Annotated in this window: 20 protein-coding genes; 13 read left to right on the top strand and 7 right to left on the bottom strand. The window is 70.3% G+C overall.

The genetic code is table 11. The features are described from left to right. Positions 1-271 precede the first annotated feature (271 nt). A complete protein-coding gene (locus tag K343_RS0120105) occupies positions 272-2,605 on the top strand; it encodes a hypothetical protein (RefSeq protein ID WP_028009589.1) in 2,334 nt (777 codons plus the stop codon). Positions 2,606-2,741: 136 nt separating this feature from the next. Continuing rightward, positions 2,742-3,716 carry a CE1 family esterase gene (locus tag K343_RS23765; protein ID WP_051278755.1) on the top strand — a complete coding sequence of 325 codons (975 nt, stop codon included), beginning with the start codon at positions 2,742-2,744 and terminating at the stop codon, positions 3,714-3,716. 61 nt (positions 3,717-3,777) lie between these two features. Here K343_RS23765 and thpR read toward each other — a convergent pair whose 3' ends face one another. From thpR to K343_RS0120080, 4 genes are all read right to left on the bottom strand, one after another. Beyond that, positions 3,778-4,371, bottom strand: a complete 594-nt coding sequence (thpR, locus tag K343_RS23050) for an RNA 2',3'-cyclic phosphodiesterase (protein WP_051278754.1) — start codon at positions 4,369-4,371, stop codon at positions 3,778-3,780. A 96-nt stretch (positions 4,372-4,467) separates the two neighbouring features. Then, entirely contained in the window at positions 4,468-4,953 is a 486-nt protein-coding gene (locus K343_RS0120090) for a CinA family protein (RefSeq protein WP_028009588.1), read from the bottom strand. A gap of 47 nt (positions 4,954-5,000) precedes the next feature. Next, a complete protein-coding gene (locus K343_RS0120085) occupies positions 5,001-6,056 on the bottom strand; it encodes a Glu/Leu/Phe/Val dehydrogenase dimerization domain-containing protein (RefSeq protein WP_020649450.1) in 1,056 nt (351 codons plus the stop codon). Between the two features lie 74 nt (positions 6,057-6,130). Then, positions 6,131-7,840: an N-acyl-D-amino-acid deacylase family protein gene (locus tag K343_RS0120080; protein ID WP_028009587.1), complete on the bottom strand. Its 1,710-nt coding sequence runs from the start codon at positions 7,838-7,840 to the stop codon at positions 6,131-6,133. A 167-nt stretch (positions 7,841-8,007) separates the two neighbouring features. On the opposite strand from K343_RS0120080, the gene K343_RS0120075 reads away from it, so the two are divergent. Both K343_RS0120075 and K343_RS0120070 read left to right on the top strand, forming a co-directional pair. Continuing rightward, positions 8,008-9,198 carry an acetyl-CoA C-acyltransferase gene (locus tag K343_RS0120075; RefSeq protein ID WP_028009586.1) on the top strand — a complete coding sequence of 397 codons (1,191 nt, stop codon included), beginning with the start codon at positions 8,008-8,010 and terminating at the stop codon, positions 9,196-9,198. A gap of 48 nt (positions 9,199-9,246) precedes the next feature. Then, entirely contained in the window at positions 9,247-10,245 is a 999-nt protein-coding gene (locus K343_RS0120070; protein ID WP_028009585.1) for an SMP-30/gluconolactonase/LRE family protein, read from the top strand. 108 nt (positions 10,246-10,353) lie between these two features. On the opposite strand, the gene K343_RS0120065 is transcribed toward K343_RS0120070, so the two are convergent. Further along, on the bottom strand, positions 10,354-12,399 hold the full coding sequence (locus K343_RS0120065) for a S46 family peptidase (protein WP_028009584.1): 2,046 nt from the start codon (positions 12,397-12,399) through the stop codon (positions 10,354-10,356). A 48-nt stretch (positions 12,400-12,447) separates the two neighbouring features. Between K343_RS0120065 and K343_RS0120060 the strand changes: the two genes are divergently transcribed. Continuing rightward, complete coding sequence (locus tag K343_RS0120060; protein WP_051278753.1) at positions 12,448-13,104, top strand: hypothetical protein; 657 nt, start codon at positions 12,448-12,450, stop codon at positions 13,102-13,104. On the opposite strand, the gene K343_RS0120055 is transcribed toward K343_RS0120060, so the two are convergent. Then, positions 13,082-14,878: an N-acyl-D-amino-acid deacylase family protein gene (locus K343_RS0120055; protein WP_028009582.1), complete on the bottom strand. Its 1,797-nt coding sequence runs from the start codon at positions 14,876-14,878 to the stop codon at positions 13,082-13,084. The genes K343_RS0120060 and K343_RS0120055 overlap by 23 nt on opposite strands. 236 nt (positions 14,879-15,114) lie before the next feature. On the opposite strand from K343_RS0120055, the gene K343_RS23760 reads away from it, so the two are divergent. The 5 genes from K343_RS23760 to K343_RS0120030 all read left to right on the top strand — a co-directional run bounded on the left by K343_RS23760 (position 15,115) and on the right by K343_RS0120030 (position 18,056). Next, on the top strand, positions 15,115-15,753 hold the full coding sequence (locus K343_RS23760; protein WP_028009581.1) for a TetR/AcrR family transcriptional regulator: 639 nt from the start codon (positions 15,115-15,117) through the stop codon (positions 15,751-15,753). Further along, positions 15,750-16,208 (top strand): DUF4442 domain-containing protein, encoded by a 459-nt coding sequence (locus K343_RS0120045; RefSeq protein ID WP_028009580.1) that lies wholly within the window; start codon positions 15,750-15,752, stop codon positions 16,206-16,208. Before K343_RS23760 ends, K343_RS0120045 begins: the two co-directional genes overlap by 4 nt. Beyond that, positions 16,205-16,534 (top strand): YnfA family protein, encoded by a 330-nt coding sequence (locus K343_RS0120040; RefSeq protein ID WP_028009579.1) that lies wholly within the window; start codon positions 16,205-16,207, stop codon positions 16,532-16,534. Before K343_RS0120045 ends, K343_RS0120040 begins: the two co-directional genes overlap by 4 nt. Before the next feature lie 128 nt (positions 16,535-16,662). Beyond that, positions 16,663-17,409 carry a type I methionyl aminopeptidase gene (gene map / locus K343_RS0120035; protein ID WP_028009578.1) on the top strand — a complete coding sequence of 249 codons (747 nt, stop codon included), beginning with the start codon at positions 16,663-16,665 and terminating at the stop codon, positions 17,407-17,409. A 203-nt stretch (positions 17,410-17,612) separates the two neighbouring features. After that, positions 17,613-18,056 (top strand): thioesterase family protein, encoded by a 444-nt coding sequence (locus K343_RS0120030; RefSeq protein ID WP_028009577.1) that lies wholly within the window; start codon positions 17,613-17,615, stop codon positions 18,054-18,056. Positions 18,057-18,078: 22 nt separating this feature from the next. Here K343_RS0120030 and K343_RS23040 read toward each other — a convergent pair whose 3' ends face one another. Continuing rightward, positions 18,079-19,137, bottom strand: a complete 1,059-nt coding sequence (locus K343_RS23040) for an alpha/beta fold hydrolase (protein ID WP_051278752.1) — start codon at positions 19,135-19,137, stop codon at positions 18,079-18,081. 193 nt (positions 19,138-19,330) lie between these two features. Between K343_RS23040 and K343_RS0120020 the strand changes: the two genes are divergently transcribed. The 3 genes from K343_RS0120020 (at position 19,331) to K343_RS0120010 (ending at position 23,114) form a co-directional block, all read left to right on the top strand. Further along, a complete protein-coding gene (locus tag K343_RS0120020; protein WP_028009576.1) occupies positions 19,331-19,894 on the top strand; it encodes a thioesterase family protein in 564 nt (187 codons plus the stop codon). A gap of 78 nt (positions 19,895-19,972) precedes the next feature. Next, positions 19,973-22,021: an NADPH-dependent 2,4-dienoyl-CoA reductase gene (locus tag K343_RS0120015; protein WP_028009575.1), complete on the top strand. Its 2,049-nt coding sequence runs from the start codon at positions 19,973-19,975 to the stop codon at positions 22,019-22,021. A 241-nt stretch (positions 22,022-22,262) separates the two neighbouring features. Then, positions 22,263-23,114, top strand: a complete 852-nt coding sequence (locus K343_RS0120010) for a class I SAM-dependent methyltransferase (protein WP_028009574.1) — start codon at positions 22,263-22,265, stop codon at positions 23,112-23,114. Positions 23,115-23,166: the final 52 nt, after the last annotated feature.

Raw genomic sequence — 23,166 nt, 5'->3', positions numbered from 1 at the left:
GCGCGTGACGACGCGCGTGTCATGAGACGGCAACGCAAGCGCCCTATGGTCCGCGCCCGTCGACAATGGGGTTGTTCCTACTATTGTCGTAGGACAAACGGAGCAATACCGTGTAAGCGTCGTCCGTAGCAGCGAACGACGCGCAGGACCTGCGCAGTGAGGATCGTGCATCCCCATCGTGCGGTCGCGCCCAACTTATTTCGGGGATTCACCGTCCGCGCCGTCTGCGGCGCGGGCATCGCATCAGCATCTTGTCTCGTTGGGGAAGTCCATGGATGGTTTCGAAAAACGCCGCGCGCCTGCGCGGGTATGGGCCCTGTGCGGCCTGCTGTTCGGCTCGGCACTGAGCGCCTGCTCCGGTGACCACAAACACGGCGGCGACGCGACGCTGCCGGCGCCGAAGATCACGTTCAGCGCTGCCGCCGGCGAAGCCGTCCCCGGCGCGACCCTGCCCTTCGCCTGGAACGTCAGCGATGCGACCGATTGCACGGCCAGCGGCGGCACCGCGAGCAGCGGCTGGAGCGGCACGCTGCCGACCAGCGGCTACGCGATGGTGACGGTGCCGGTGACGGCCGGCACGTACACCTACGTGCTGAGCTGCAACAACGGCGACCAGGCCAGCAGCATGGACGTCACGGTCAAGGTCTCGAACAGCGTCACCGGCCCCGGCATCACGCTGACGCCGGCGACGCAGACGATGCAGCTCGGCGGCAGCGCGACGCGCATCAGCTGGTCGGCGCCGACCGCGGTGCAGTGCACCGGCAGTGGCAACGATCCGGCCTGGACCGGCAGCAAGGCGCTGAGCGGCGGCTACACGCCGGCGCCGACCGCAGCCGGCGCGTATCTGTACACGCTCAGCTGCACCAACGCGCAGGGCGGCCTCAACCTCGCCAGCTCGATCGTCATCGTCACGCAGGCCGGTCCGTCGCTGACGATCGCCCTGTCGCCGTCGAAGATCCAGACCGGCGACACCAGCACGCTGAGCTGGACCGCCAGCGGCGCGACGCAGTGCAGCGCGCTCGGCGACGATCCGGCGTGGACCGCGACGACGCCGTCGAAGAGCGGCGGCAGCTTCGCCATCAGCGGCCTCGCCGCCGGCGCCTACACCTATACGCTGCGCTGCAGTGACGCCAGCGGCGCCAGCAACGAAGCCACGACCGTGCTCTCGGTCGGCGCGCTGCCGCCGCCGAGCTTCGGCAGCTTCAGCGGCGCGGCCGGCAATCCGACGGCGCTGAGCTGGGACTTCGGCGGCGCCAACGCCTGCACGGCCTACAGCGCCAACGTGCCGGCGTGGACCGGCAGCAAGGATGCGAGCGGCAGCGAAAGCGTGTCGCTCGACGGCGCCAACCTCGCCGCCGACGGCAGCGCGCTCTACACGCTGGTCTGCGAAAGCAGCGGCGGCAAGACCTCGGCGAGCACCGTGGTGCCGGCGGCCGGTTCCGCGGCCCCGACCGGCACGCTGGCGGCGACGCCGTCGCAGATCGCGCCGGGTTCGTCGTTCACGCTGGACTGGGCCGCCGACGGCGCGTCCATCTGCACCGCCAGCGGCGGCGACGGCAGCACCTGGAGCGGCAACAAGGCCGGCACGGGTTCACAGACGCTGGTCGCGCCGACCGCGCCCGGCGTCTACACCTATCGCCTCGCCTGCGCCGCCGGCGCGGGCAGCGACAGCAGCCAGACCGAGGTCTACGTGACGGTCGGCGACGCCAAGCCGACGCTCGAACTCAGCGTCAACGACGGCGCCAGCGCCGCACTCAACGCCGGCGACGCCCTGACCCTGAAGTGGTCGACCCGGAACGCCGTGTTCTGCAGCGCGCAGGGCGGCATCGCCAACCGCGGCGGCTGGAGCGGCGCGCAGCCGCTGAGCAGCGAAGGTCTGTCGATCAGCACCACCGGCCTCGACGGCCACTACGACTTCGCGCTGCGCTGCGGCGTGCCCGGCGGCGAAAGCGTCGTCAAGCTGGTCGGCGTCGACGTCACCGGCGATGCCGATCAGTGCGGCATCGGCTCGCACTCGCTGCTGCTGACCGGCACCGGCGTCGAAGTGCCGTGGCGCCGCGTCGCCAACGTCGCGGTGAAGATCCGCAGCTCGGTCGGCGAAACGCCGGTCGGCGCCATCAGCGCCGGCGACGGCAGCGAAGTGATCGACGCGGACCTCGACACCTACACGCAGCTGCTGCTGCCGCTCGATCTGTTCGGCATCGGCAACATCGTCGTCGACGTCTACTCGACCGACCAGAACGAGGACGGCTCGATCCGCCCGCTGCCGATCAAGAAGGGCCAGCGCGCCGGCTTCATCGTATCGAATCCGAACCAGGCACTGTCGCTGTCGCTGCTGGGCCTCGACAGCCTGGCTCCGATCACCGGCGTCGACGCCGACGGCCAGGTCACGCTCGGCACGCTCGACTACAGCAACGCCAACGGCCTGCAGCTCGACGCGCTGTACCTGGTGAACGACGGCAGCAAGTCCTTCGTCTCCTTCCCGCTCGACGACGCCACCGTCGAGGCCGGCGTCTACGGCATTCGCTACAAGATGAAGGGCGGCCTGATCGCAGTCGCCAAGATGCTGAACGTCTACGGCGCCTGCGTCACCAACCAGGACTGATTCCACCCGGTCCGCAACGATCCGCGGCGGCGCCCGAGAGCTGATCGGGCGCCGCCGATCCTGCCAGCCCGAGCCGACGCTGCCGATCCGCCTTGGCGGAGCGGTCGGCGTTCTGCGTCCTCAAATCGAGTCCGCCATGATGCTGTTCCGATCCTCCCTGCTCGCCGTCACCCTGCTTTTCGCCGCCTGCGGCGGCGGCAACGGCGGCGCCGATGACGATACTGCGAGCCCGCCGGCTTCGGTCGACGATCCGCAGATCGAACCCGCCGCCGGCCGCGAGCCGGTCGCGGTCACCGGAACCCGCACCTTCGAAGAAACCGTGACCTGGGAAGGCCGCGCGCGACAGGTGATCTACGTCGCGCCGGACACCGCGTCCGGCGCCGCGGCACCGGCGATCGTCATGCTCCATTACGCGACCGGCACGCCGTCGGATTTCCTCAACGTCACGCGCATCGCCGAGCTGAGCGCGCGTACCGGCGCCTGGATCATCGCGCCGGCCGCCGAGCAGCGCCGCTGGAACGACGACCCGATGCGCGACGGCGCCGACGACGTCGGCTTCCTCGCCGCGCTGATCGAACAGGCCGTCGCCAGCCATCCGCTCGACGCCCGGCGCATCTACATGGCCGGCATGTCGAACGGCGGCTTCATGACCACGCGCTTCGCCTGCGAGCATCCGGAGCTGATCGCCGCCGCCGCGTCGGTCGCCGCCGGCATGCGGCGCACCGCCGCAGCAAGCTGCGCGCCGGCGCGCGCGGTACCGCTGCTGCTGATGCATGGCACCGACGACCGCATCGTGCCCTACGACGGCAACGATGAGTTCGTCGCCGAATCCTCGCTGTTCAAGACCTGGGCGCAGCGCTCCGGCTGCATCGCCGGCGCCGTGCTGTACGAGACGCTGCCCGATCTCGTCGACGACGGCACCGCCACCACCGACGCCACCGCCGCAGGCTGCGCGCGCGGCGCCGCGCGGCTCTACACGATCGGCGGCGGCGGCCATACCTGGCCGCAGTGGCAGACGCCGCTGCCGCTGCGCTGGCTGGGCCTGACGGCCGAGGACTTCAGCGCCAACGATACGATCTGGGCGTTCTTCCACAATCGCCGGCTGCCTTGAGCCCTTCGCTCCCGCCGACTGGCGTCGCGGGACGCGCGAACCCTCGACAGCGCCGGGCCGCTCAGAAACCGAGATCGAGCTGCGCGCGCACCGGTGCCGGCGACGGCGGCGTGTCCGCGCCACCGTCCAGTGGCCAGCGGCCGAGCACGTCGTAACGGACCGGCTGCAGATCGAGGCGGCTGCGGATCAGCGCGAACTCGCCGACGTCCCAGGCGATCGGCTCGATCGGCGTCGGCGGCAATGCCAGCTTGGCGTTGCGGGCGATCGTCAGGTGCGGCACGAAGCGCATCCGCTCCAGCGGCACATTGGCCTGCACCATCGCGTCGCGCAGCCGCGCATGCAGCGTGTTCAGTTCCGACGGCAGCGTGCGTGCGCCGAGCCACCACGGAATCTCGCGGTTGCGGAACGAGCCGGCATGGTCGAGCGTCAGCGTGAACGGCGGCGCATGCACCAGCGCCGCGGCCTTCAGCGCCGCATCCTGATGCGCCGGTAGCACGCGGTCGCCGAGGAACAGCAGCGTGATGTGGTAGCGCTCCGGCTTGCTCAGATAGCCGCCGGACGGCATGCGGATGTTGAGCTGCCGGGCCGCCGCCTGGCACGCCGCGCGCACCGCTTCGCCGGGCCACAGCGCGAAGAACAGGCGGTTCGGTTCCATGCAGGCGAGTCGGTCGGGTCGGCGGGACCTGCGCAGTGTACCCGCGCCGCGCCATCGTTCGAACCGGCGCCGCGGCGCGACGCTTCAGGCCGCGTCTCAGGCCGCTTCGCGAATGCGGTACAGCAAGCCCTCGAGCGCGGCCTGCGCGGTCTGCTCGCGCACGCTGTCGCGGCCGCCTTCGAAGAAGAAACGATGCGCGTCCGGAGCATGGCCGCGCCGGCTCCAGGCAATCCACACCGTGCCGACCGGCTTGTCGTCGCTGCCGCCGCCGGGGCCGGCGATGCCGGTGACGGCGATGCCCCAATCGACCGGCGCGGCGCGCAGCACGCCGCGCGCCATCGCCCGCGCGCACTCGTCGCTGACCGCGCCATGCTCGGCGAGCACGGCGTCAGGCACGCCGAGCAGTTCCATCTTGGCGAGATTGGAATACGTGACGAGGCCGCGCTCGAACCAGCCCGACGAGCCGGGCAGATCGGTCAGCAGCTTGGCGATCAGGCCGCCGGTGCAGGATTCGGCGGTCGCCAGCCATTCGCCGCGCGCCAGCAGCGCCGCGGCGATACGTTCCACGAGTCGGTCGCTCATGGCCGGACTTTAGGCAATCCGCGCGGCGCTGTCGCGCCGCCGCACCTTCAGCGCTTGCGGAAGATTTCCTCGGCCATGCGGTCGGCGACGCGGTAGGTCGGCAGGCCCTCGCGATCGGCACGCTCGAAGATCTCGGTCAGCGTCGTGCCGATGCGCTGCAGATGCGCTTCGACCGTCGCCCAGTCGTAGCCCGGACCTTCGTAGTAGATGTCGATGATGCCGCCGGCGTTGATGCAGTAGTCCGGCGCGTAGAGGATGCCGCGCGCGCGCAGCGCCTCGCCGTGCACGTCGGCGACGGCGAGCTGGTTGTTGGCGGCGCCGGCGACGACGCGTGCGCGGAGCTCGGCAATCGTCGTGTCGTTGAGGACCGCGCCGAGCGCGCAGGGCGCAAACACGTCGACGTCGAGCTTGTGGATCTCGTCCATCGGCACCGCGTGCGCGCCGAGCTCGGCGACGCAGCGCTCGACGGCCGGCGCGTAGAGATCGGTCACCCACAGCTCGGCGCCGGCTTCGTGCAGATGCCGCGCGAGCCGCGAGCCGACGTTGCCGAGGCCCTGAATGGCGACCTTCAGGCCTTTGAGCGCGTCGCGCTGCAGCGCGTGGCGCACCGCGGCCTTGAGACCGATGAAGGTGCCGTAGGCAGTGGCCGGCGACGGATCGCCGGTGCGGCCGGCGGCGACCGACGCCGCATCGGCGAGCCCGCCGACGTGCGCGGTCTGCTCGGCCATCAGGCGGATGTCGGCGACGCTCGTGCCGGAATCCTCGGCGACCACGTAGGCGCCGCCGAGGCGGTTCACGGCGCGGCCCATCGCCCGCATCAGTTCCGGCGTCTTGTCGCGACGCGGATCGCCGATGATCACGCTCTTGCCACCGCCCTGCGGCAGGCCGGCGAGCGCGGCCTTGTAGGTCATGCCGCGCGACAGGCGCAGCACGTCGGTCAGCGCCTCGGCCTCGCTGCGGTACGGCCACATGCGGCAGCCGCCGAGGCCCTGGCCGAGGTTCGTGTTGTGGACGGCGATGATCGCGCGCAGGCCGGTCTCGGCGTCGTGGCACCAGCTGACGGTTTCGTGGTGATCGAACTCGGGATGCGAGAACAAGGCCATGGCGGCGTCCACTCCGGACAAAAACGGACGTGGATTGTAGCCAGCACCCCCGCGCCGACCAGCCGGGGCATTCCTCAGGCGACGGCGGCGCCGCGCACCACGCGGCCCGGCAATTCGCCGGTCGGCGCGCCGTCGCGCCAGGTGACGCGGCCGGCGCAGACCGTCGCGACGTAACCCTGCGCCGGCTGCAGCAGGCGGCGGCCGCTGGCCGGCAGATCGTTCGCCCAGCGCGGCTGCTGCAGATGCAGGCGCTCGAAATCGATGACGTTGAGATCGGCGCGCAGGCCCGGCGCCAGACGGCCGCGATCGCGCAGGCCGTAGGCCGCCGCGGTGCGCGCGCTCTGCATCGCCACGGCGCGCGCCAGCGGCAAGCGCGGCCCGCGCACGCGGTCGCGCACCCAGTGCGTCAGCAGGAAGGTCGGCGCGCCGGCGTCGCAGATCAGCCCGCAATGCGCGCCGCCGTCGGCGAGGCTCAGCACGCTGTGCGGATGCGCGAGCATCGCCTGCAGCGCGTCGTAGCTGGCGTCGGCGTAGTTGAACAGCGGCAGGTACAGCCAGTCGCTGCCGTCGCCGGCGGCGAGGATGTCGTAGACCACCTCCTCCGGCTCGCGCGACTGGCGCGCGGCGATCGCCGCGATCGAGCGCTCCGGCGCCGGCTCGTAGTCGGGCGGATCGCCGAGCCGGTAGAGGTTTTCGTACTGCGCCAGGCGCGTGCGCCACCAGGCACTGCCGCCGCTCGGCCGCTCGGCGAGCAGCTGCGCGCGAAAGCCGGGTTCGCGCAGGCACCGCAGACGCTCGGCAAGCGGCAGCGCGGCGATGCGCCGATACGAAAGATGCTCGGAGAACGGGTGATGGCGGCTGTCGAGATTGATCAGCATGCCGACCGGCCGGCAGCCGACGAGCGCGGTCAGCGCCGCGCCCTCGCGCGCCGCGGCGTCGGTGAGCTGCAGCAGCGTGCGCCACTTGCCGGGCGCCTCCGGGTCCTGGACCAGCACGTAGTGCACCGGCACGCCGCTGCGCAGCGCCAGACGGCGCAGCGTGGCGAACTCGGCGCCGGCGTCGCGGAAATCGGACACCAGCTGGAACACGCCGTGCCCGGCCGCGCGCAGCGCTTCGGCCAGACCGCCCAGCTCGCGCTCGTCGGCGAAGCTGCCGGCGACCGCGCTGCCGTCGGCGGCAAGGTGCAGCCGGGTGCGCGACGTCGAAAAGCCGACCGCACCGGCGCGCAGCGCGTCGCCGAGCAGCGCGCCCATGCGCGCGATCTCGTCGTCGCCGGCCGCCGCGCGCGTCGCGCCGCGCTCGCCCATCACGTAATCGCGCAGCGCGCTGTGCGGCACCTGCGCGGCGACGTCGAGCGCGCGCGGCGTGTCGGCGAGCGCATCGAGATATTCGGGGAAGCTCTCCCAGCGCCAGCGGATGCCTTCGTGCAGCGCCGTGCCCGGGATGTCCTCGACGCCTTCCATGACGTTGATCAGCCAGTCGCGCCGCTGCGGGCGCGCCGGCGCGAAGCCGATGCCGCAGTTGCCCATCACCACGGTCGTCACGCCATGGCCGCCGGACGGCGTCAGGTACGGGTCCCAGGTCGCCTGGCCGTCGTAATGGCTGTGGATGTCGACCCAGCCGGGTGTGACCAGCCGGCCGCGCGCGTCGATCTCCTCGCGGCCGCGGCCGGCGCGGCCGCCGACCTGCACGAGCCGCCCCGCGTCGACGGCGACGTCGCCCTCGAAGATCGCGCCGCCGCTGCCGTCGACGATGCGGCCGCCGCGAATCACCAGCTCGTGCATGGCGCCTCCCTACTCCCCGGCAGGTCCGCGATCATCTTAGGAGCGCGCCGCGGCACGCCGTCTCGTCCGAACGCAGGGCGGCCGCGCCGCGGGCGCCGGCCGTCGCGCGCTAAAATGCGGGACTTTTCCATCCACGGGCGCCCCGCCCAGCAGAGGAGCTTTCCGCCATGTCATCGTCTTCCGATCCGATCGTCATCACCGGCATCGCCCGCACGCCGATGGGCGGCATGCTCGGCATGCTGTCGGGCTTCTCGGGCAACCAGCTCGGCGCGCTGGCGATCAAGGCGGCGGTCGAGCGCTCGGGCCTGGCCCCGGCCGACGTGCAGGAAGTGCTGATGGGCTGCGTGCTGCCGGCCGGCCAGGGTCAGGCGCCGGCGCGCCAGGCCTCGCGCGGCGCCGGCCTGCCGGACGCCTGCGGCGCGACCACGGTCAACAAGGTCTGCGGCTCGGGCATGAAGACCATCATGCTGGCGCACGACCTGATCCGGGCCGGCAGCAACGATGTCGTCGTCGCCGGCGGCATGGAGAGCATGAGCAACGCGCCGTACCTGCTCGCCAAGGCGCGCGGCGGCTACCGCTTCGGCCACGGCGAACTGCTCGACCACATGGCGCTCGACGGCCTCGAGGACGCCTACGAGAAGCGCACGCCGATGGGCGTCTTCGCCGAGCGCACCGCCGAGCAGTACGGCTTCACCCGCGAGATGCAGGACGCGTTCGCGATCGAGTCGCTGGCGCGCGCCAAGAAGGCCAACGAGGACGGCAGCTTCGACTTCGAAGTCGTGCCGGTCGAAGTCGCCGGCAAGAAGGGTGTCGAGCGCATCAGCCGCGACGAAGGCCCGTTCAAGGCGATGCCCGAAAAGATCCCGACGCTCAAGCCGGCGTTCAAGAAGGACGGCACCGTCACCGCCGCCAACGCCAGCTCGATCTCCGACGGCGCCGCCGCGGTGGTGCTGATGCGCCAGTCGGAAGCCGCCCGCCGCAGCATCCAGCCGCTCGCCCGCATCGTCGCGCACGCCACGCACTCGCGCCTGCCGGCCGAGTTCACGATCGCGCCGGTGCAGGCCATCGAAAAAGTGCTGGCCAAGGCCGGCTGGAGCGTCGGTGACGTCGACCTCTGGGAGATCAACGAAGCCTTCGCGATCGTAACGATGGCGGCGATGAAGGAGCACCAGCTGCCGCACGACAAGGTCAACGTGCACGGCGGCGCCTGCGCGCTCGGCCACCCGATCGGCGCGTCGGGCACGCGCATCGTCACCACGCTGATCGGCGCGCTGAAGAAGAGCGGCGGCAAGAAGGGCGTCGCCTCGCTGTGCATCGGCGGCGGCGAAGCCGTCGCGCTGGCGATCGAGATGCTGTAAGAAAGCTGTCGTGGCGCCGCAGCGGCGCCGGAGATCGGGGGATCTCTGATGAACACGACAAAGGGGAAAACTGCAATCCGCAGGCTCACCGCCTGCGGATTTCTTTTTGCGGCGGCCTGCTCCTCGCAGGGCGACCCGGCCGGCGGCGGCGACGCGGCGGTCGATCCGGCGACGCTGTGCGTCGCCAGCGACTGCGGCGAGAAGACCCTGCTGCTGACGATCGCGGACGCCGAGAACCTGCGCTTCAGCGACGACGGCCGTCTGTTCGTGTCCGGCGGCAGCAACGTCTACGAGGTGACGCGCGACGGCGACGGCTACGCGGCGACACCGCTCTACGCCGGCAGCTGCAACTTCACCGGGCTGGCCATCGTCCGCGGCACGCTGTACGCGAACTGCTTCGACGGCCGCCTCTATGCGGCGCCGCTCGACGCGCATCCGGCCCTGCAGCCGATCCACGCGCTCGGCCTGCACGCGCCGAACGGGCTCGCCGAGGGACCGGACGGCGAGCTGTACGTCGCCAACGGTCCGCTGGCGACGAATGCGCTGCCCGACCCGAAGATCGTGCGCCTGCGTCTGGACCCCGCCGATCCGCTGAAGGTGAGCGAGCAGAGCGACTGGCTCGCGAGCGGCCTGATCGCACCGAACGGCCTGCAGCGGCGCGATCGCACGCTGTACGTCAGCGATCTGGGCCTGAGCAGCCGCGGCAGCAGCCTCGGCGTGATACGCGCGATCGCGATCGCCGCCGACGGCAGCGCCGGCGCGGTGACGCCGTTCGCGCGCTTCGGCGCCGTCCCGGACGATTTCAGCTTCGTCGGCGACGCGCTGCTCGCGGCCTTCTACAGCAGCGGCCAGATCGCGCTGATCGGCGCCGACGGCACCGTGCAGTCGAAGACCGCAGCGCTCGGCTTCAGCTTCCCCTCGCAGGTCCGCGCCGGCCGCGCGCCGCTGTTCGCGCCCGACGAACTGCTCGTCACCGAAAAAGGCATCCTCGGCGACACCACGAGCCCAATCGGCAACCGCCTGTCGGTGTTCCGGCGCAAGCCGTAGGCCGGCGCCGCGCGCGGCGCGCCCTCTCGAAAAAGGCGGACACAAGAAAATGGGCGCGCCATCCGGCGCGCCCATTTTCCCTTGCCGCCGACGAACGAGCGCGGCGGCTTAGCGGCCCTGCATTTCCTTGAGCAGGCCGGGGACGCCGTAGATCTTGTCGAGCGCTTCGGCGATCGCCGCCGGATGCACGGCGACGCAGCGGTTGAGCTTGTCGTCGAACCAGAACGCACCGCCGTGCGAATGCGCGTTGCCGTCGAAGGCCAGACCGACGATCTCCGCCTTGCGGTTGATGACCGGGCTGCCCGAGTTGCCGCCGATGATGTCGTTGGTGGTCACGAAGTTGTACGGCGTGGCCAGATCCAGCTTGTCCTTGGCGGCGTTCCACGCCTTCGGCAGCTCGAACGGATCGCGGCCGGTCTGGCGCGCGAAGGCGCCGCCCAGATCGGTGAACGGCGGCACCGGCGTGCCGTTCTCGTCCCAGCCCTGCACCTCGCCGTACGACAGGCGCAGCGTGAAGGTCGCATCCGGATAGACGGCAGTGCCGAACCTGGCGAAGCGGACCTTGGCGATCTCCTCGGCGGCGCGCGACTCCGGCCCTTCGACATCGGCCTCGATCGTCTTGCGCACGGCGCGGGCCGGTGCGTCGATCGCGCGGGCCAGCTTGATGAACGGATCGTTCGAGGCCGCGATCGCTGCGGCGCCGCCGTCCCACAGCTGCCGGCGCACGGCCGGATCGGCGAGCTTGCTGCCGTCGACAAGATCGCGCGCCAGTTCGTCCGGCGACTGCTTGCCGAGCACCAGCTTGACGAGCGCGTCATCCGGGCCGACCGCCTCGCGCAGCTTGGTCAGCGACCACGTCAGCTTGGCCTTTTCGTACTCCGGATAGATCGGCGCCTTCGACATCACGCGCTGTTCGAGCGTCGGCAGCGCGGCGTCCTGGAACTCCGGCAGACGCACCTCGTTCGGCTTGCGCATTTCCTCGGCGTGGCGCACCAGCGCGCGGGCGATGCGGAAATGCTCGGAGTAGAAGGCCCGGCTGCGCTCCAGCATCTGGTAGCGCACGTAGTGATTGCGCAGCACCGTCTCGGCGCGGGCGATCTCGTCCCAGGGCGCGGTCGACGTCGCCGCCGCGCGCAGGGTCGCTTCCTCGTCGCGCTTGCGCTCGAACACGGCCGGATCGTGCAGCGCCTCGATCTCGCCCTTGTAGACCTTGAGGCTGTTCTCGGTATACGTCAGATCGGTCTGCGACTGGCGCGCTGCCTCGGCGCCGATGCGCCCGTACTGCGCAAGCATCGCACGGCGTTCCGCGTAATACAGCGCCGTGTTGATCAGGCGGTAGTCGCGCAGCGCTTCGAGCTGGGCGACGGTCAGCTGGCGCTCGGTCGAGCCCGGATGGCCGGTGACCATCGTCAGTTCGCCAGTCTTCGCACCCGCCGCGTTCAGCGGGAAGTAGTCCTTGATCTTCGCCGGCTTGCCGTTCTCGTAGGCGCGCAGCAGGCCCATGTCGAGGTTGTAGCGCGGGAAGTTGAAATTGTCCGGATCGCCGCCGAAGAACGCCGCCTGATACTCCGGCGAGAACACCAGGCGCACATCCTGGAAGCGGTGGTAGCGATACAGATCGTACCGGCCGCCGTTGTAGAGCTCGACGATATCGCAGCGCGTGTGCGCGGCGTCCTGGCCGCTGCACTCGGACTCGATCGCCGCCTGCGTCGCCTGCTTGGCTTCGACATAGGCCTGACCGGTCTTGCCGGCCGTCGCCTTGGCGATGCGCGCGCTGACGTCGGTGATCTGTTCGAGGCGGTTCAACTCGACCGACGGACAGGCCAGCTCGTCTTCGCGTTTGCGGGCGACGAAGCCCTCGTTGACCCAGTCCTTCTCCCCGGACAGATCCTGCACGCAGTCGAGCACGCAGTGCGCGTTGGTGAGCACCAGCCCGTCCTTCGACACGAACGAGCCCGAGCAGCCGCCGGCGAGACGCACCGACGCCTTCATCACATGATCGACCCATTTCGCGTCCGGCTCGAAGCCGTAGCGCTCCTTGAGCTGGGCGCGCGGCAGATTGTCGAGCGTCCACATGCCTTCGGCGGCGGTCGCGGAAACGGTGCACAGGCTCAGCGCGGCGGCGAGCCAGGCCTGCGGATGGCGGAAGATCATGTCTGCTCCTTGTCGGGCGGCGAATCCGGCAAGGGTAAACTCCGCGGCATGCGCGCTCCAGAGCGAATTCCCCTACGGCGCTACGCCTGGCTGGTCGCCGGCCTGCCGTTCCTCGCCGTGCATCTGGCCTATCTGCTGTCGATCCGCGAAGGCTACGCGCCGGCCTGCATGCCGTACGTCGATGGCTGCACCTCGATCAGCCGCGCCGCGCGGCACGGCAGCGCGAATCTGCTGTTCAAGCCGCTGATGCTGGTGAACGTGCTGATGCTCGCGCTGTTCTGGCGGCGCATCGCCGAGCGCCTGCGCGCGCTGCGCCCGGACGCGCCGCGGCGCGTCGCGGCGGTGCTCGCGCTCGGCCTGCTGGCGGCGGCGTTCCTGGCGCTGTACGCCAGCTTCCTCGGCGCCGAGGGCCACGTCTACCAGTGGCTGCGCCGCTACGGCATCACGGTCTACTTCGCCGGCACGGTGCTGGCGGAAATGCTGACCGCCGTGCTGATCGAGAAAGCGCCCGCCGTGACGCGGCGCCAGCGCGCGCTGCTCGCGACGCTGTGCGCGGCCCTGCTCGGCCTCGGCCTGGCCAGCATTCCGCTGCGCGCCTTCGACGACGACGGCAGCCTGATCAACATCGTCGAATGGTGGTACGCGCTGCTGATGGGGGCCGGTTACGTGGCGATCGCCGCCGCTATGCCGCCGCCGCGACGCTGAGCGGCGGTTCCGGCGCGGCCTTGCGTCCATACGGCAGAAACACGCCGTAGCCGCGCTCGACGCCGAGCGTCGGCGCGAACTCGCCGTTGCGGTAGGCGACGCGGCCACCGATCAGCACGGCCTCGACCGCGCCGTCGCTGCGGTTGACCATGCGCCGCAGGCCGTCGAGCGCTTCCATCGGCGCCTCGTGGTAGGCCTCGAGCCGCGCGTCCAGCGCCAGCGGATCGACGACGACCAGATCGGCGCGATCGCCGACGCGCAGGGTGCCGGCATCGACGCCGAACCACTGGCCCAGTTCGCCGGTCAGCCGCCAGACCGCATGCTCGATGCTCATGAACGGGCGGCCTTCGCGCTCGGCATCGCGCACCAGCTTGAGCATGCGCAGCGGGAAGTTGTAGAAGGCCATGTTGCGGATGTGCGCGCCGGAATCGGCGAAGGTGACCAGCGTCGCCGGCTCGCGCAGGATGCGCTTGATGCCTTCCGGACGATGGTTGGCGATCACCGTCTTCCAGCGCAGTTTGCGCCCGTGCTCGACGACGAGATCGAGAAACGCGTCGACCGGATGCAGGCCGCGCGCATCGGCGATCGCGCCGAAGGTCTGGCCGACGAGGCTCGCGTCCGGGCAGCCGACGATGGTCGCGTCGTGAAAGTTGCGATGCCAGACGCGCGGCTGCAGGCGGTTCTCGTAATTGCGGCGGAACCAGCGCCGGTAGGCCTCGTCCTTGAACAGCGCGTTGCGCTCGACCTCGGTCTTCAGGTGCAGCGCGGCCTCGCCGGCGCCGAATTCCTCGAAGATCACCAGGTCGATGCCGTCGGCGTAGACCTCGAACGGCACCGGCAGCGCCTGCCAGCGGAAGTCCGCATTGGCGAGCCGGTTCCACCAGGTCGCCAGCGGCCCGACCGTGCGGTGCAGCAGCGGATTGGCCTTGACGTCCATCAGCGTGATCAGCGTCGTCTTCAGCTTGCGGCGCAGCCAGAAGCCGGCGCTCTCCAGCAGGAAGCCGACGACATTGACCTTGGTGACGATGTTCGGCGCGCCCTGGTGGATCGCGCCGCGGCGGCGCAGCACGCGGTTGAGGCGCCGGAACTCGCGCCAGCGCGCGTAGGTCGACGGCAGCGACTTCGACCACTGGCGCTCGCCGTCGAGCTTGTCCCAGGTCGTCGTCATCGTCGACAGGCCGAGCAGGCCGGCGTCGACGGCTTCGTCGAGCAGCGCTTCCATCTTGCGCAGCTCGGGCTCCGTCGGCTGCGCCTTGGCGTCGACCGCGCGATCCAGGCCCAGCACGTGCACGCGCAGGTCGGAGTGGCCGAGGAACGAGCACACGTTCGGCCCGAGCGGATGGCGCCGGAGAAAATCCACATAGCCGCCGACCGTGTTCCAGCGTTTTTTCTGGCGCAGCAGCGGCAGCACCTGGGTGCGCGGCACCGACTCGACGCGCGTGAACAGATCCGAGCAGTCCTCCGGCTCGGACAGGATCATGCTGATCGAGCACGAGCCGATCGTCACCGTCGTCACGCCGTGGCGCACGCTTTCCTTGAGCGAGGGCGCGGCGATCAGCTCCGCGTCGTAATGCGTGTGCGTGTCGAGAAAGCCGGGCATCACCCAGCGGCCGCGCGCGTCGATCACCGTCGCGCAGCCGGCTTCGGCCAGCGGCGTCTCCGAGACCGCGACGACGCGGCCGTCGCGCACGCCGATGTGCCGCGGCACGCCCGGCGAGCCGAGACCGTCGAAGTAAAGTCCGTCGCGGACGATGATGTCGTAAGCCTGAGGCATGGCCTCTCTCCTCCTCTCGTTCTTTGCCGTTTCGGCGGCGACGCGGGCCCAAGGCCGACGACACCGCCGTCTGCAGATGGCGCCCGTGCCGATCCTGCTTCGAACCGGTCACCGTGGCCGTCGCGTTGCCCGCGCTTCTCCACCTGCCTTGCGGCCGATAGTGGCACATCCGCCGCCGGAAGTGAAAGACTCCTCACTAAGACGCGCCACGCAGGCGATCCGCTACCATCCGGCGCATGTCCACCCGCTCTCGCCCCCCGCCGTCTCCGGAAACGCGCCCGCGCCGCGGCGCGCCGGCCGAAACGCGCGCGCGCCTCGTCGCCGCCGCCGCCGAGTGCTTCAACGCTCACGGCTATTACGGCGTCGATGCCGGCGAGATCGCCCGGCACGCCGGCTACGCGACCGGCACGTTCTACAAGCACTTCAAGGACAAGCGCGAAATCCTGCTGGCAGCCTGGGATTTCTGGATCACCGGCGAGTGGGACGTGATCAGCGCCGAAGCACAGGCCCCCGGCTCGCCGACCGAGGTCGCCCGGCGCGTGCTGAAGTCCGCGCTCAAGCTGCACGTGCGCTGGTACGGTCTGCGCGCCTCGCTGCTGGGCCTGGTGCCGGCCGACGAAGGCGTGAAGGACTTCTACCGCAACCTGCAACGCCGCCAGCTCGCCATCATCGCCGCGCTGCGCCAGCGGCTCGGCCGTGGCCGCACCGCGCGCGAGAGCGATGCCGTGATGCTGCTGACCGTCGAGCGCGTATTCGATGCCATCGCCCAGGGCGAGCTGCGCGACCTCAAGCTGCGCGAGCGCGAGATGCTGGCCCAGCTCACCGCCCTGCTCGCCGACTTCATCGGCAGCCCCGACCCCGGAGCCGCGCCATGAACTCGCGCCTGTTCCGCCTGCTGTTGAACCTCTACCCGCCCTATCTCTTCACCGGCATCCGGGTCGACCGCGTCAGCGCCGACTATTCGGAGATCAACGTCAGCATGACGCTGCGCTGGTACAACCGGAACGCGGTCGGCACGCAGTTCGGCGGCAGTCTCTACGCGATGGCCGATCCGTTCCTGATGCTGATGACGATGCGCCAGATCGGCCCGGACCACATCGTCTGGGACAAGTCCGCGCAGATCGACTTCATCGCGCCGGGGCGCGGCACCGTCTACGCGCGCTTTCGCATGCCGCCCGCCGAGATCGAACGCCTGCGTCGCGAGGCCGCACGCGGCCAGGCCGTGCTGCCGGAGTATCGCGTCGACATCACCGACGGCGACGGCAAGCTCGTCGCACGCGTGCTGAAGACGCTGTACGTGCGTCGCAAGAAGGAGCGCGCCGCGGCATGAACATCCTGCAGGCGCTGCCGCTGTTCGTCGCCACCGCGCTCGCCGAGATCGTCGGCTGCTACCTGCCGTATCTGGTCCTGCGCGAACAGCGCACGCCGTGGCTGCTGCTGCCCGCTGCCGCCAGCCTCGCGCTGTTCGCCTGGCTGCTGACGCTGCACCCGACCGCCGCCGGCCGCGTCTATGCCGCCTACGGCGGCATCTACATCGCCGTGGCGCTGCTCTGGCTGTGGCGCGTCGAAGGCGTTCGCCCGACGGCGACCGACCTGCTCGGCGCCGCGCTGTGCCTCGCCGGCGCCGCCGTCATCGTGCTCGGCGCGCGGCGCTGATTGATCCGGTGCCATCCAAACGGCGATATTACCAACACTCCGTGCACCCACAGGACGCTGATTGCGAATTCGGAGGCGGGTGCAATCGCACATTTCGGCTTCCTCGCCGCATTCAGACAGGACATCGCATGACCATCGAAACAGAAGACGACGTCGTAGCACTCAAGCGCATCGGCAAGATCGTTTCATACGTGCTGCAGGAAATGCTCGACGCTGCCGAGCCCGGCATGACGACGCGCGAGCTGGACGCGATCGGCGAGCAGTTGCTGGCAAAGCACGGCGCACGCTCGGCGCCGCAGCTGACGTATGACTTCCCGGGCGCGACCTGCATCAGCATCAACGAGCAGGCGGCGCACGGCATTCCGGGCGACCGCGTGATCCGGGCCGGCGACGTATTGAACGTCGACGTTTCCGCCGAGCTGGACGGCTACTTCGCCGATACCGGCGGAACGAAAGTCGTGCCGCCGACCAATCCGCAGAAGACGCGCCTGTGCCATGCCACCCGCACCGCCCTCGAGTACGCGATGAAGCAGGCCCGCGCCGGCCAGCCCGTCAACGGCATCGGCGCCGCCATCCAGCGGACCGCGAAGACCTACGGCTTCAAGATCATCGAGAACCTCGGCAGCCACGGCGTGGGGCGTGCGCTCCATGAAGAACCCGAGAGCATTGCCGGGTACTTCGATCCGGCGGACCGGCGCATCCTCCAGGAAGGCATGGTCATCACCATCGAGCCCTTCCTCTCGACGAAGAGCCGCATCGTGACCGAAACCGACGATGGCTGGACCCTGGTTGGCGCGCACGGCAACCTGTCGGCGCAGTACGAGCACACGATGATCATCACCAAGGGCGATCCGATCGTGGTCACTCAGCACTGAGCTCCTTCGGGCGGGAGCCCGGCCTTCGATCGAAAGGCCGGCCCCGGCCACGCGGGCACGCCCGGGCCTTGCCGCAGCGGCAAGGCTCGCGACAGCGGCAGCGGGAAGCGCCCGAGCGCTTCCGCTAGCCGGGCACGGAACCGACGCCCGCCGGCGTCCGCCCTCCCCTACAATCGCCGCCTTCGATCACGACGGATGCCCCGATGGCGCGCCTGAACCTGCAGTTTCCCGAGGATGCCTACGTCTACCGCACGACGCTGACCGTGCGCATCACCGACATCAACGGCGCGAACCATCTGAGCAACGACGCGATGATCTCGATGATCTCGGAAGCGCGCGCCCGCTTCCTGTTCGAGTTCGGCATCACAGAACCGATGGATGCGCAGCTGGGCATCATCGTCACCGATCTGGCGACGATGTACCGCGCCGAGGCCTATGCACGCGACCAGCTGCTGTTCGAGGTCGGGGTGATGGACTTCAACCGCTACGGCGGCGACATCGTGTTCCGCATCACGCGGCCGGCGGACGGCACGCTGATCGCGATGGCGAAGTCCGGCTTCGTGTTCTTCAACTACACGGCGAAAAAGGTCGAGGCGATGCCGGAGACCTTCCGCGCGCTGTTCCCGAAGGTGAATACGGCCGCTTGAGCACCGGCCGGCGCGCGCCGGGTTAGCGCTTGGCGGCGCGCGGCCGCTTGGCGACGCGCTTGTTCCCGGCCTTGCCCGCCGCCGGCTTGCGCGCCGCCACTGCGGCTTTGGCTTTGGTTGCGGTCTTGGCTGTGGTCTTGGCCTCGGGACGCGCCTTGCGCACGGCGGCGCGTTTGGCGGCGACCGCCGGCTTGCGCACAGCCGGTTTGCGCGGCACCGCGCGCGGCGCGTCCGCCGTCACGGCAGCCGGCGCCGTCTCGGCGTCCAGCGCGGCGCGCATGAAGGCTTCGATCTGCGGCCAGAGGCGCGCGGGCCGGGTCCGCAATTCGAGGATGGACCTGGCCATCAGCAGCCGGGCATTGGGCAGTTGCGTGGCGAGCGAGCGGGCGTCGCGGTGCTCGTGCAGCTTGTCGCCGCTGTGGCCGATGATGAGCACCGGCATCGTCAGCCGGCGGCGTTCGGCCAGCGTCGGCACGATGGGACCGACCAGCACGCCATGCAGGATCGCGGCGACGACGCGCGGGTCGTTGGAAATGGCGTTCATCGCGCTGGCGAGCCAGTCGACCGGCGGCCGCGGCAGGCGGCCGATCAGACGCGCGATGCGCGCCTGCACCGGCTGGTTGTAGCGCGAGGCGACGAGCAGCGGCGAGAGGATCAGCGCCGCCCACGGCGCCGACCATTCCATCACCGGCATTTCGAGGAACAGGGCCGCGCAGCGCTGCGGCGCCTTGACGGCGACCGTCAGCGCGGTGATGCAGCCGAGCGAGACGCCGCCGACGACGGCGCGCGCCCAGCCGAGATGGTCGAGCAGCGCGAGCACCTGATCGGCGTAGAAATCGACGCGATGCTCCTTGGGATCGCGGCTGCGGTCGCTCTTGCCGTGGCCGAGCAGATCGATCAGCGCGACCTGATAGCCGAGCGCGGCGAAGCGGCGCGCCAGCGCGCGGTTGAGCAGCGAATCAAGCAGGATGCCGTGCACGAGCACGCAAGGCGTGCCGCCGTCCGCGCCGTAAAGCTCGTAGGCGAGCGTGTATTGCTGGTAGTGGAACTGGCCGCTGCGGACTTCGATCGGCGTCGACATGCCGGCTCTCCCCGGATCTTGAAATGGCCGCCAGCATAGCGTCGGCGATCCGGCCCGTTATGGCCGCAGACCTCGCCATCCTGTCGCACCGGCGAATGCGCGCCCCGTGCCGGCGCCGCGGCCGGCGCGGCGGCCAATGGCAGCCGGCCGGCGCCTGCGCTAGCGTCGCCCACCACTCAAGGGGAACCGTTCGATGATGATGCTCTGGCGCAGCCTCTGGATCTGGCTGAGCTTCCGCTGGCGCGGCCGGCTGGCCGTGCTCGACACGAGTCGCCTCGCGCTGCGCGTGTGGCCGGGCGATCTCGACATGAACCTGCACATGAACAACGGCCGCTACTTCTCGGTGGCCGATCTCGGCCGCCTCGATCTCGGCCTGCGCAGCGGCGTGTGGTGGAAGGCGCTGCGCCGCGGCTGGCGGCCGGTGGCCGGCGATTCCGACGCGCGCTTCTCAAGCTCGCTGCAGCCGTTCCAGACCTACGAGCTGCAGTCGCGCCTGCTCGGCTGGGACCAGAAGTGGACCTACGGCGAGCACCGCTTCGTGCGCGACGGCCGCGTCTGCGCGCTGGTGCTGGTGCGCTATCTGTTCGTCAGCAGCAAGGGCCCGGTGCCGCCGGCCAAGATCATGGAAGTCTGCGGCGGCGGCGAACAGACGCCGACGCTGCCGGAATGGGTGCTGCGCTGGAGCGAGAACCAGGACCGCATCAGCGCCATGCTCAAGGCCGAGCACGCCGCCGCCGCGCGCAGCGACGCGCGGTAAAGTCGCTCTCGCCCACTTTTTTCCCTTTTCCCTTTTCCCTTTGCCAGCCGCAAGGCCTCTTTCGCAGGAGACATTCCCTTGGCCAGCTCCCCTTATCCGCATCTGCTGCAGACGCTCGATCTCGGCTTCACGACGCTGAAGAACCGCGTGCTGATGGGCTCGATGCACACCGGCCTCGAAGACCGCCGCAAGAACTTTCCGCGGCTCGCCGCGTACTTCGCCGAGCGCGCGCGCGGCGACGTCGGCCTGATCGTCACCGGCGGCTTCGCGCCGAACATCGAGGGCTGGCTGACGCCGTTCGCGTCGAAGCTGTCGACGCACGCCGGCGCGCGCGCGCATCGCGAGATCACCGACGCCGTGCACGCCGAGGGCGGCAAGATCGCGATGCAGATCCTGCACGCCGGCCGCTACGGCTACTCGCCGCTGTCGGTTTCCGCCTCGCGCGTCAAATCGCCGATCACGCCGTTCGCGCCGCGCGAGCTGTCGGCGCGCGGCGTCGAGCGCCAGATCCGCGCCTTCGTGCGCGCCGGCGTGCTGGCTCGCGAGGGCGGCTACGACGGCGTCGAGGTGATGGGCTCCGAGGGCTACTTCATCAACCAGTTCCTGGTCACGCACGTCAACAAGCGCCAGGACCAGTGGGGCGGCTCGTTCGAAAACCGCATGCGCCTGCCGGTCGAGATCGTCTCGCGCATGCGCGAGGCGGTCGGCCGCGACTTCATCATCGTCTACCGCCTGTCGATGCTGGATCTGATTCCGGACGGCCAGACCTGGGACGAGATCGTGCAGCTCGCCAAGGCGATCGAGAAAGCCGGCGCGACGATCATCAACACCGGCATCGGCTGGCACGAGGCACGCGTGCCGACGATCGCCACGTCGGTGCCGCGCGGCGCCTTCGCGTGGGTGACGCAGAAGCTCAAGCCCGAGGTCGGCATTCCGGTCTGCACCACCAACCGTATCAACGATCCGGCGGTCGCCGAGCAGATCCTCGCCAGCGGCCAGGCCGACATGGTGTCGATGGCCCGTCCGCTGCTCGCCGATCCGCAGTTCGTCAAAAAGGCCGCGCAAAACCGCGCCGACGAGATCAACACCTGCATCGCCTGCAATCAGGCCTGCCTCGATCACGCCTTCCAGCTGAAGACGGCGAGCTGCCTCGTCAATCCGCGTGCCTGCCACGAGACCGAGCTGGTCTACACGCCGGCGGCGCAGAAGAAGCGCATCGCCGTGATCGGCGCCGGTCCGGCCGGCCTCGCCGCGGCGACCGTCGCCGCCGAGCGCGGCCACGCCGTCGAGCTGTTCGACGCCGCGACCGAGATCGGCGGCCAGTTCAACATGGCCAAGCGCATTCCCGGCAAGGAAGAGTTCCACGAGACGCTGCGCTATTTCCGCCGCAAGCTGGAGACGACCGGCGTGACGGTGAAGCTCGGCAGCCGCGTCTCGGCGCCGGCGCTGCTCGCCGGCGGCTACGACGAGATCGTGCTCGCCACCGGCGTGGCGCCGCGCAATCCGAAGATTCCGGGCCAGGCGGAACAGGAAGCGAGCGGCAAGGTGCTGAGCTACATCGACGTGCTGCGCGACGGCAAGGCGGTCGGGCCGCGCGTCGCCGTGATCGGCGCCGGCGGCATCGGCTTCGACGTCGCCGAGTATCTGGTGCTCGACGGCCATTCGCCGACGCTCGACCTCGCCGAGTGGATGCACGAATGGGGCGTCGCCGATCCGGCCGCGGCGCGCGGCGGCCTCGCCAAGCCCGAGATCGCGCCGCCGGCGCGCCAGGTCACGCTGCTGCAGCGCAAGGCCGAAGCGCTCGGCAAGCGTCTCGGCAAGACCACCGGCTGGATCCATCGCGCGTCGCTGAAGATGAAAAAGGTCGAGATGATCGGCGGCGTCAACTACGAGGCGATCGACGCCCGTGGCCTGCTGATCAGCTACGGCGAGAAGCGCGAGAAGCCGACGCTGCTGGAGGTCGACACCATCGTGCTGTGCGCCGGCCAGGAGCCGCTGCGCGAGCTGTACGAACCGCTGCAGGCCGGCGGCGCGCGCGTGCATCTGGTCGGCGGCGCTGACGTCGCCGCCGAGCTCGACGCCAAGCGTGCGATCGACCAGGGCTCGCGCCTGGCCGCAACGTTCTGAGCCGCGGCGCGGTCTCTGGCGGCGGCCGGGCGTGCCGCCGCCAGAGATCGCGCCGGCCACGCTCCGCGCACGCATCGGCACGGCGGCGCGACGGCACTGCCAATCCGCAGCGGAGAGCAGCGGCCGCGGCACGGTCGGCTCGCTGACAGGGCCGTCATGCGGAAGAGGCAGATTCCCTCTCGCCAGCCCGTGCCGCAGCGGCTATGGTCGCGGCTTCCCTGATCGAATCCGGACCCACGGCATGAACATCGGCAAGCGGCTGTGCGCGACCCTCACCGGCGGCTTTGCCGCGATCCTGCTCACCGGCGCCGCGAGCGCCGCCGGCGTCGACGCGCACGCGCTGAAAGCGGCGATCGACGATCCGGCGCGTCCGGCGGAGCAGAGGGCGCGCGACCGCTACCGTCATCCGCAGCAGACGCTGACGTTCTTCGGCATCGCGCCGCAGATGACGGTCGTCGAGATCTGGCCCGGCACCACCGGCTACACCGACATCCTCGCCGCCTATCTGCACGAGCACGGCCGCTACATCGCCGCGACGCCGGCGGCGAGCCTGCCGACGGCCTCCGACTACAGCAAGCGCAGCGTCGCCGCCTACCGGGCCAAGCTCGAAGCCGACCCGGCGCGTTTCGGCGAGGTGGTCGTCACCGAATTCGGTCCGCCGCAGCGCACCGCGATCGCGCCGCCCGGCAGCGCCGACGCGGTGCTGACCTTCCGCAACGTGCACAACTGGATTTCCGGCGGCTTCGAGCAGCAGGCCTTCGACGCGTTCTTCGCGGCGCTCAAGCCCGGCGGCGTGCTCGGCGTCGTCGAGCATCGCGCCCGGCCCGGCAGCACGCTGCAGCAGATGAAGGACAGCGGCTACGTCAACGAGGATTACGTGATCGCGCTCGCCCGCAACGCCGGCTTCGAGCTGGCTGCGCGCGCCGAGATCAACGCCAACGCGAAGGACCGCAAGGACTACCCGGCCGGCGTCTGGACGCTGCCGCCGACGCTGCGCCTGAAGGACCAGGACCGCGAGCGCTATCTCGCGATCGGCGAGTCGGACCGCATGACGCTGAAGTTCGTCAAACCGCTCGCCGCCGCCGCGCCGTAGGCACGCGGCTGCGCAAGCCGCCGCCTCGCCCGTCTCCGCCGCTCACCCTGCC

The sequence above is a fragment of the Solimonas flava DSM 18980 genome (genome assembly GCF_000426685.1).
GTDB classification, from domain to species: Bacteria; Pseudomonadota; Gammaproteobacteria; order Nevskiales; family Nevskiaceae; genus Solimonas; species Solimonas flava.
The sequence above is the reverse complement of the archived record's forward strand: the minus strand, read 5'-3'. Positions and strand labels throughout refer to the sequence as shown.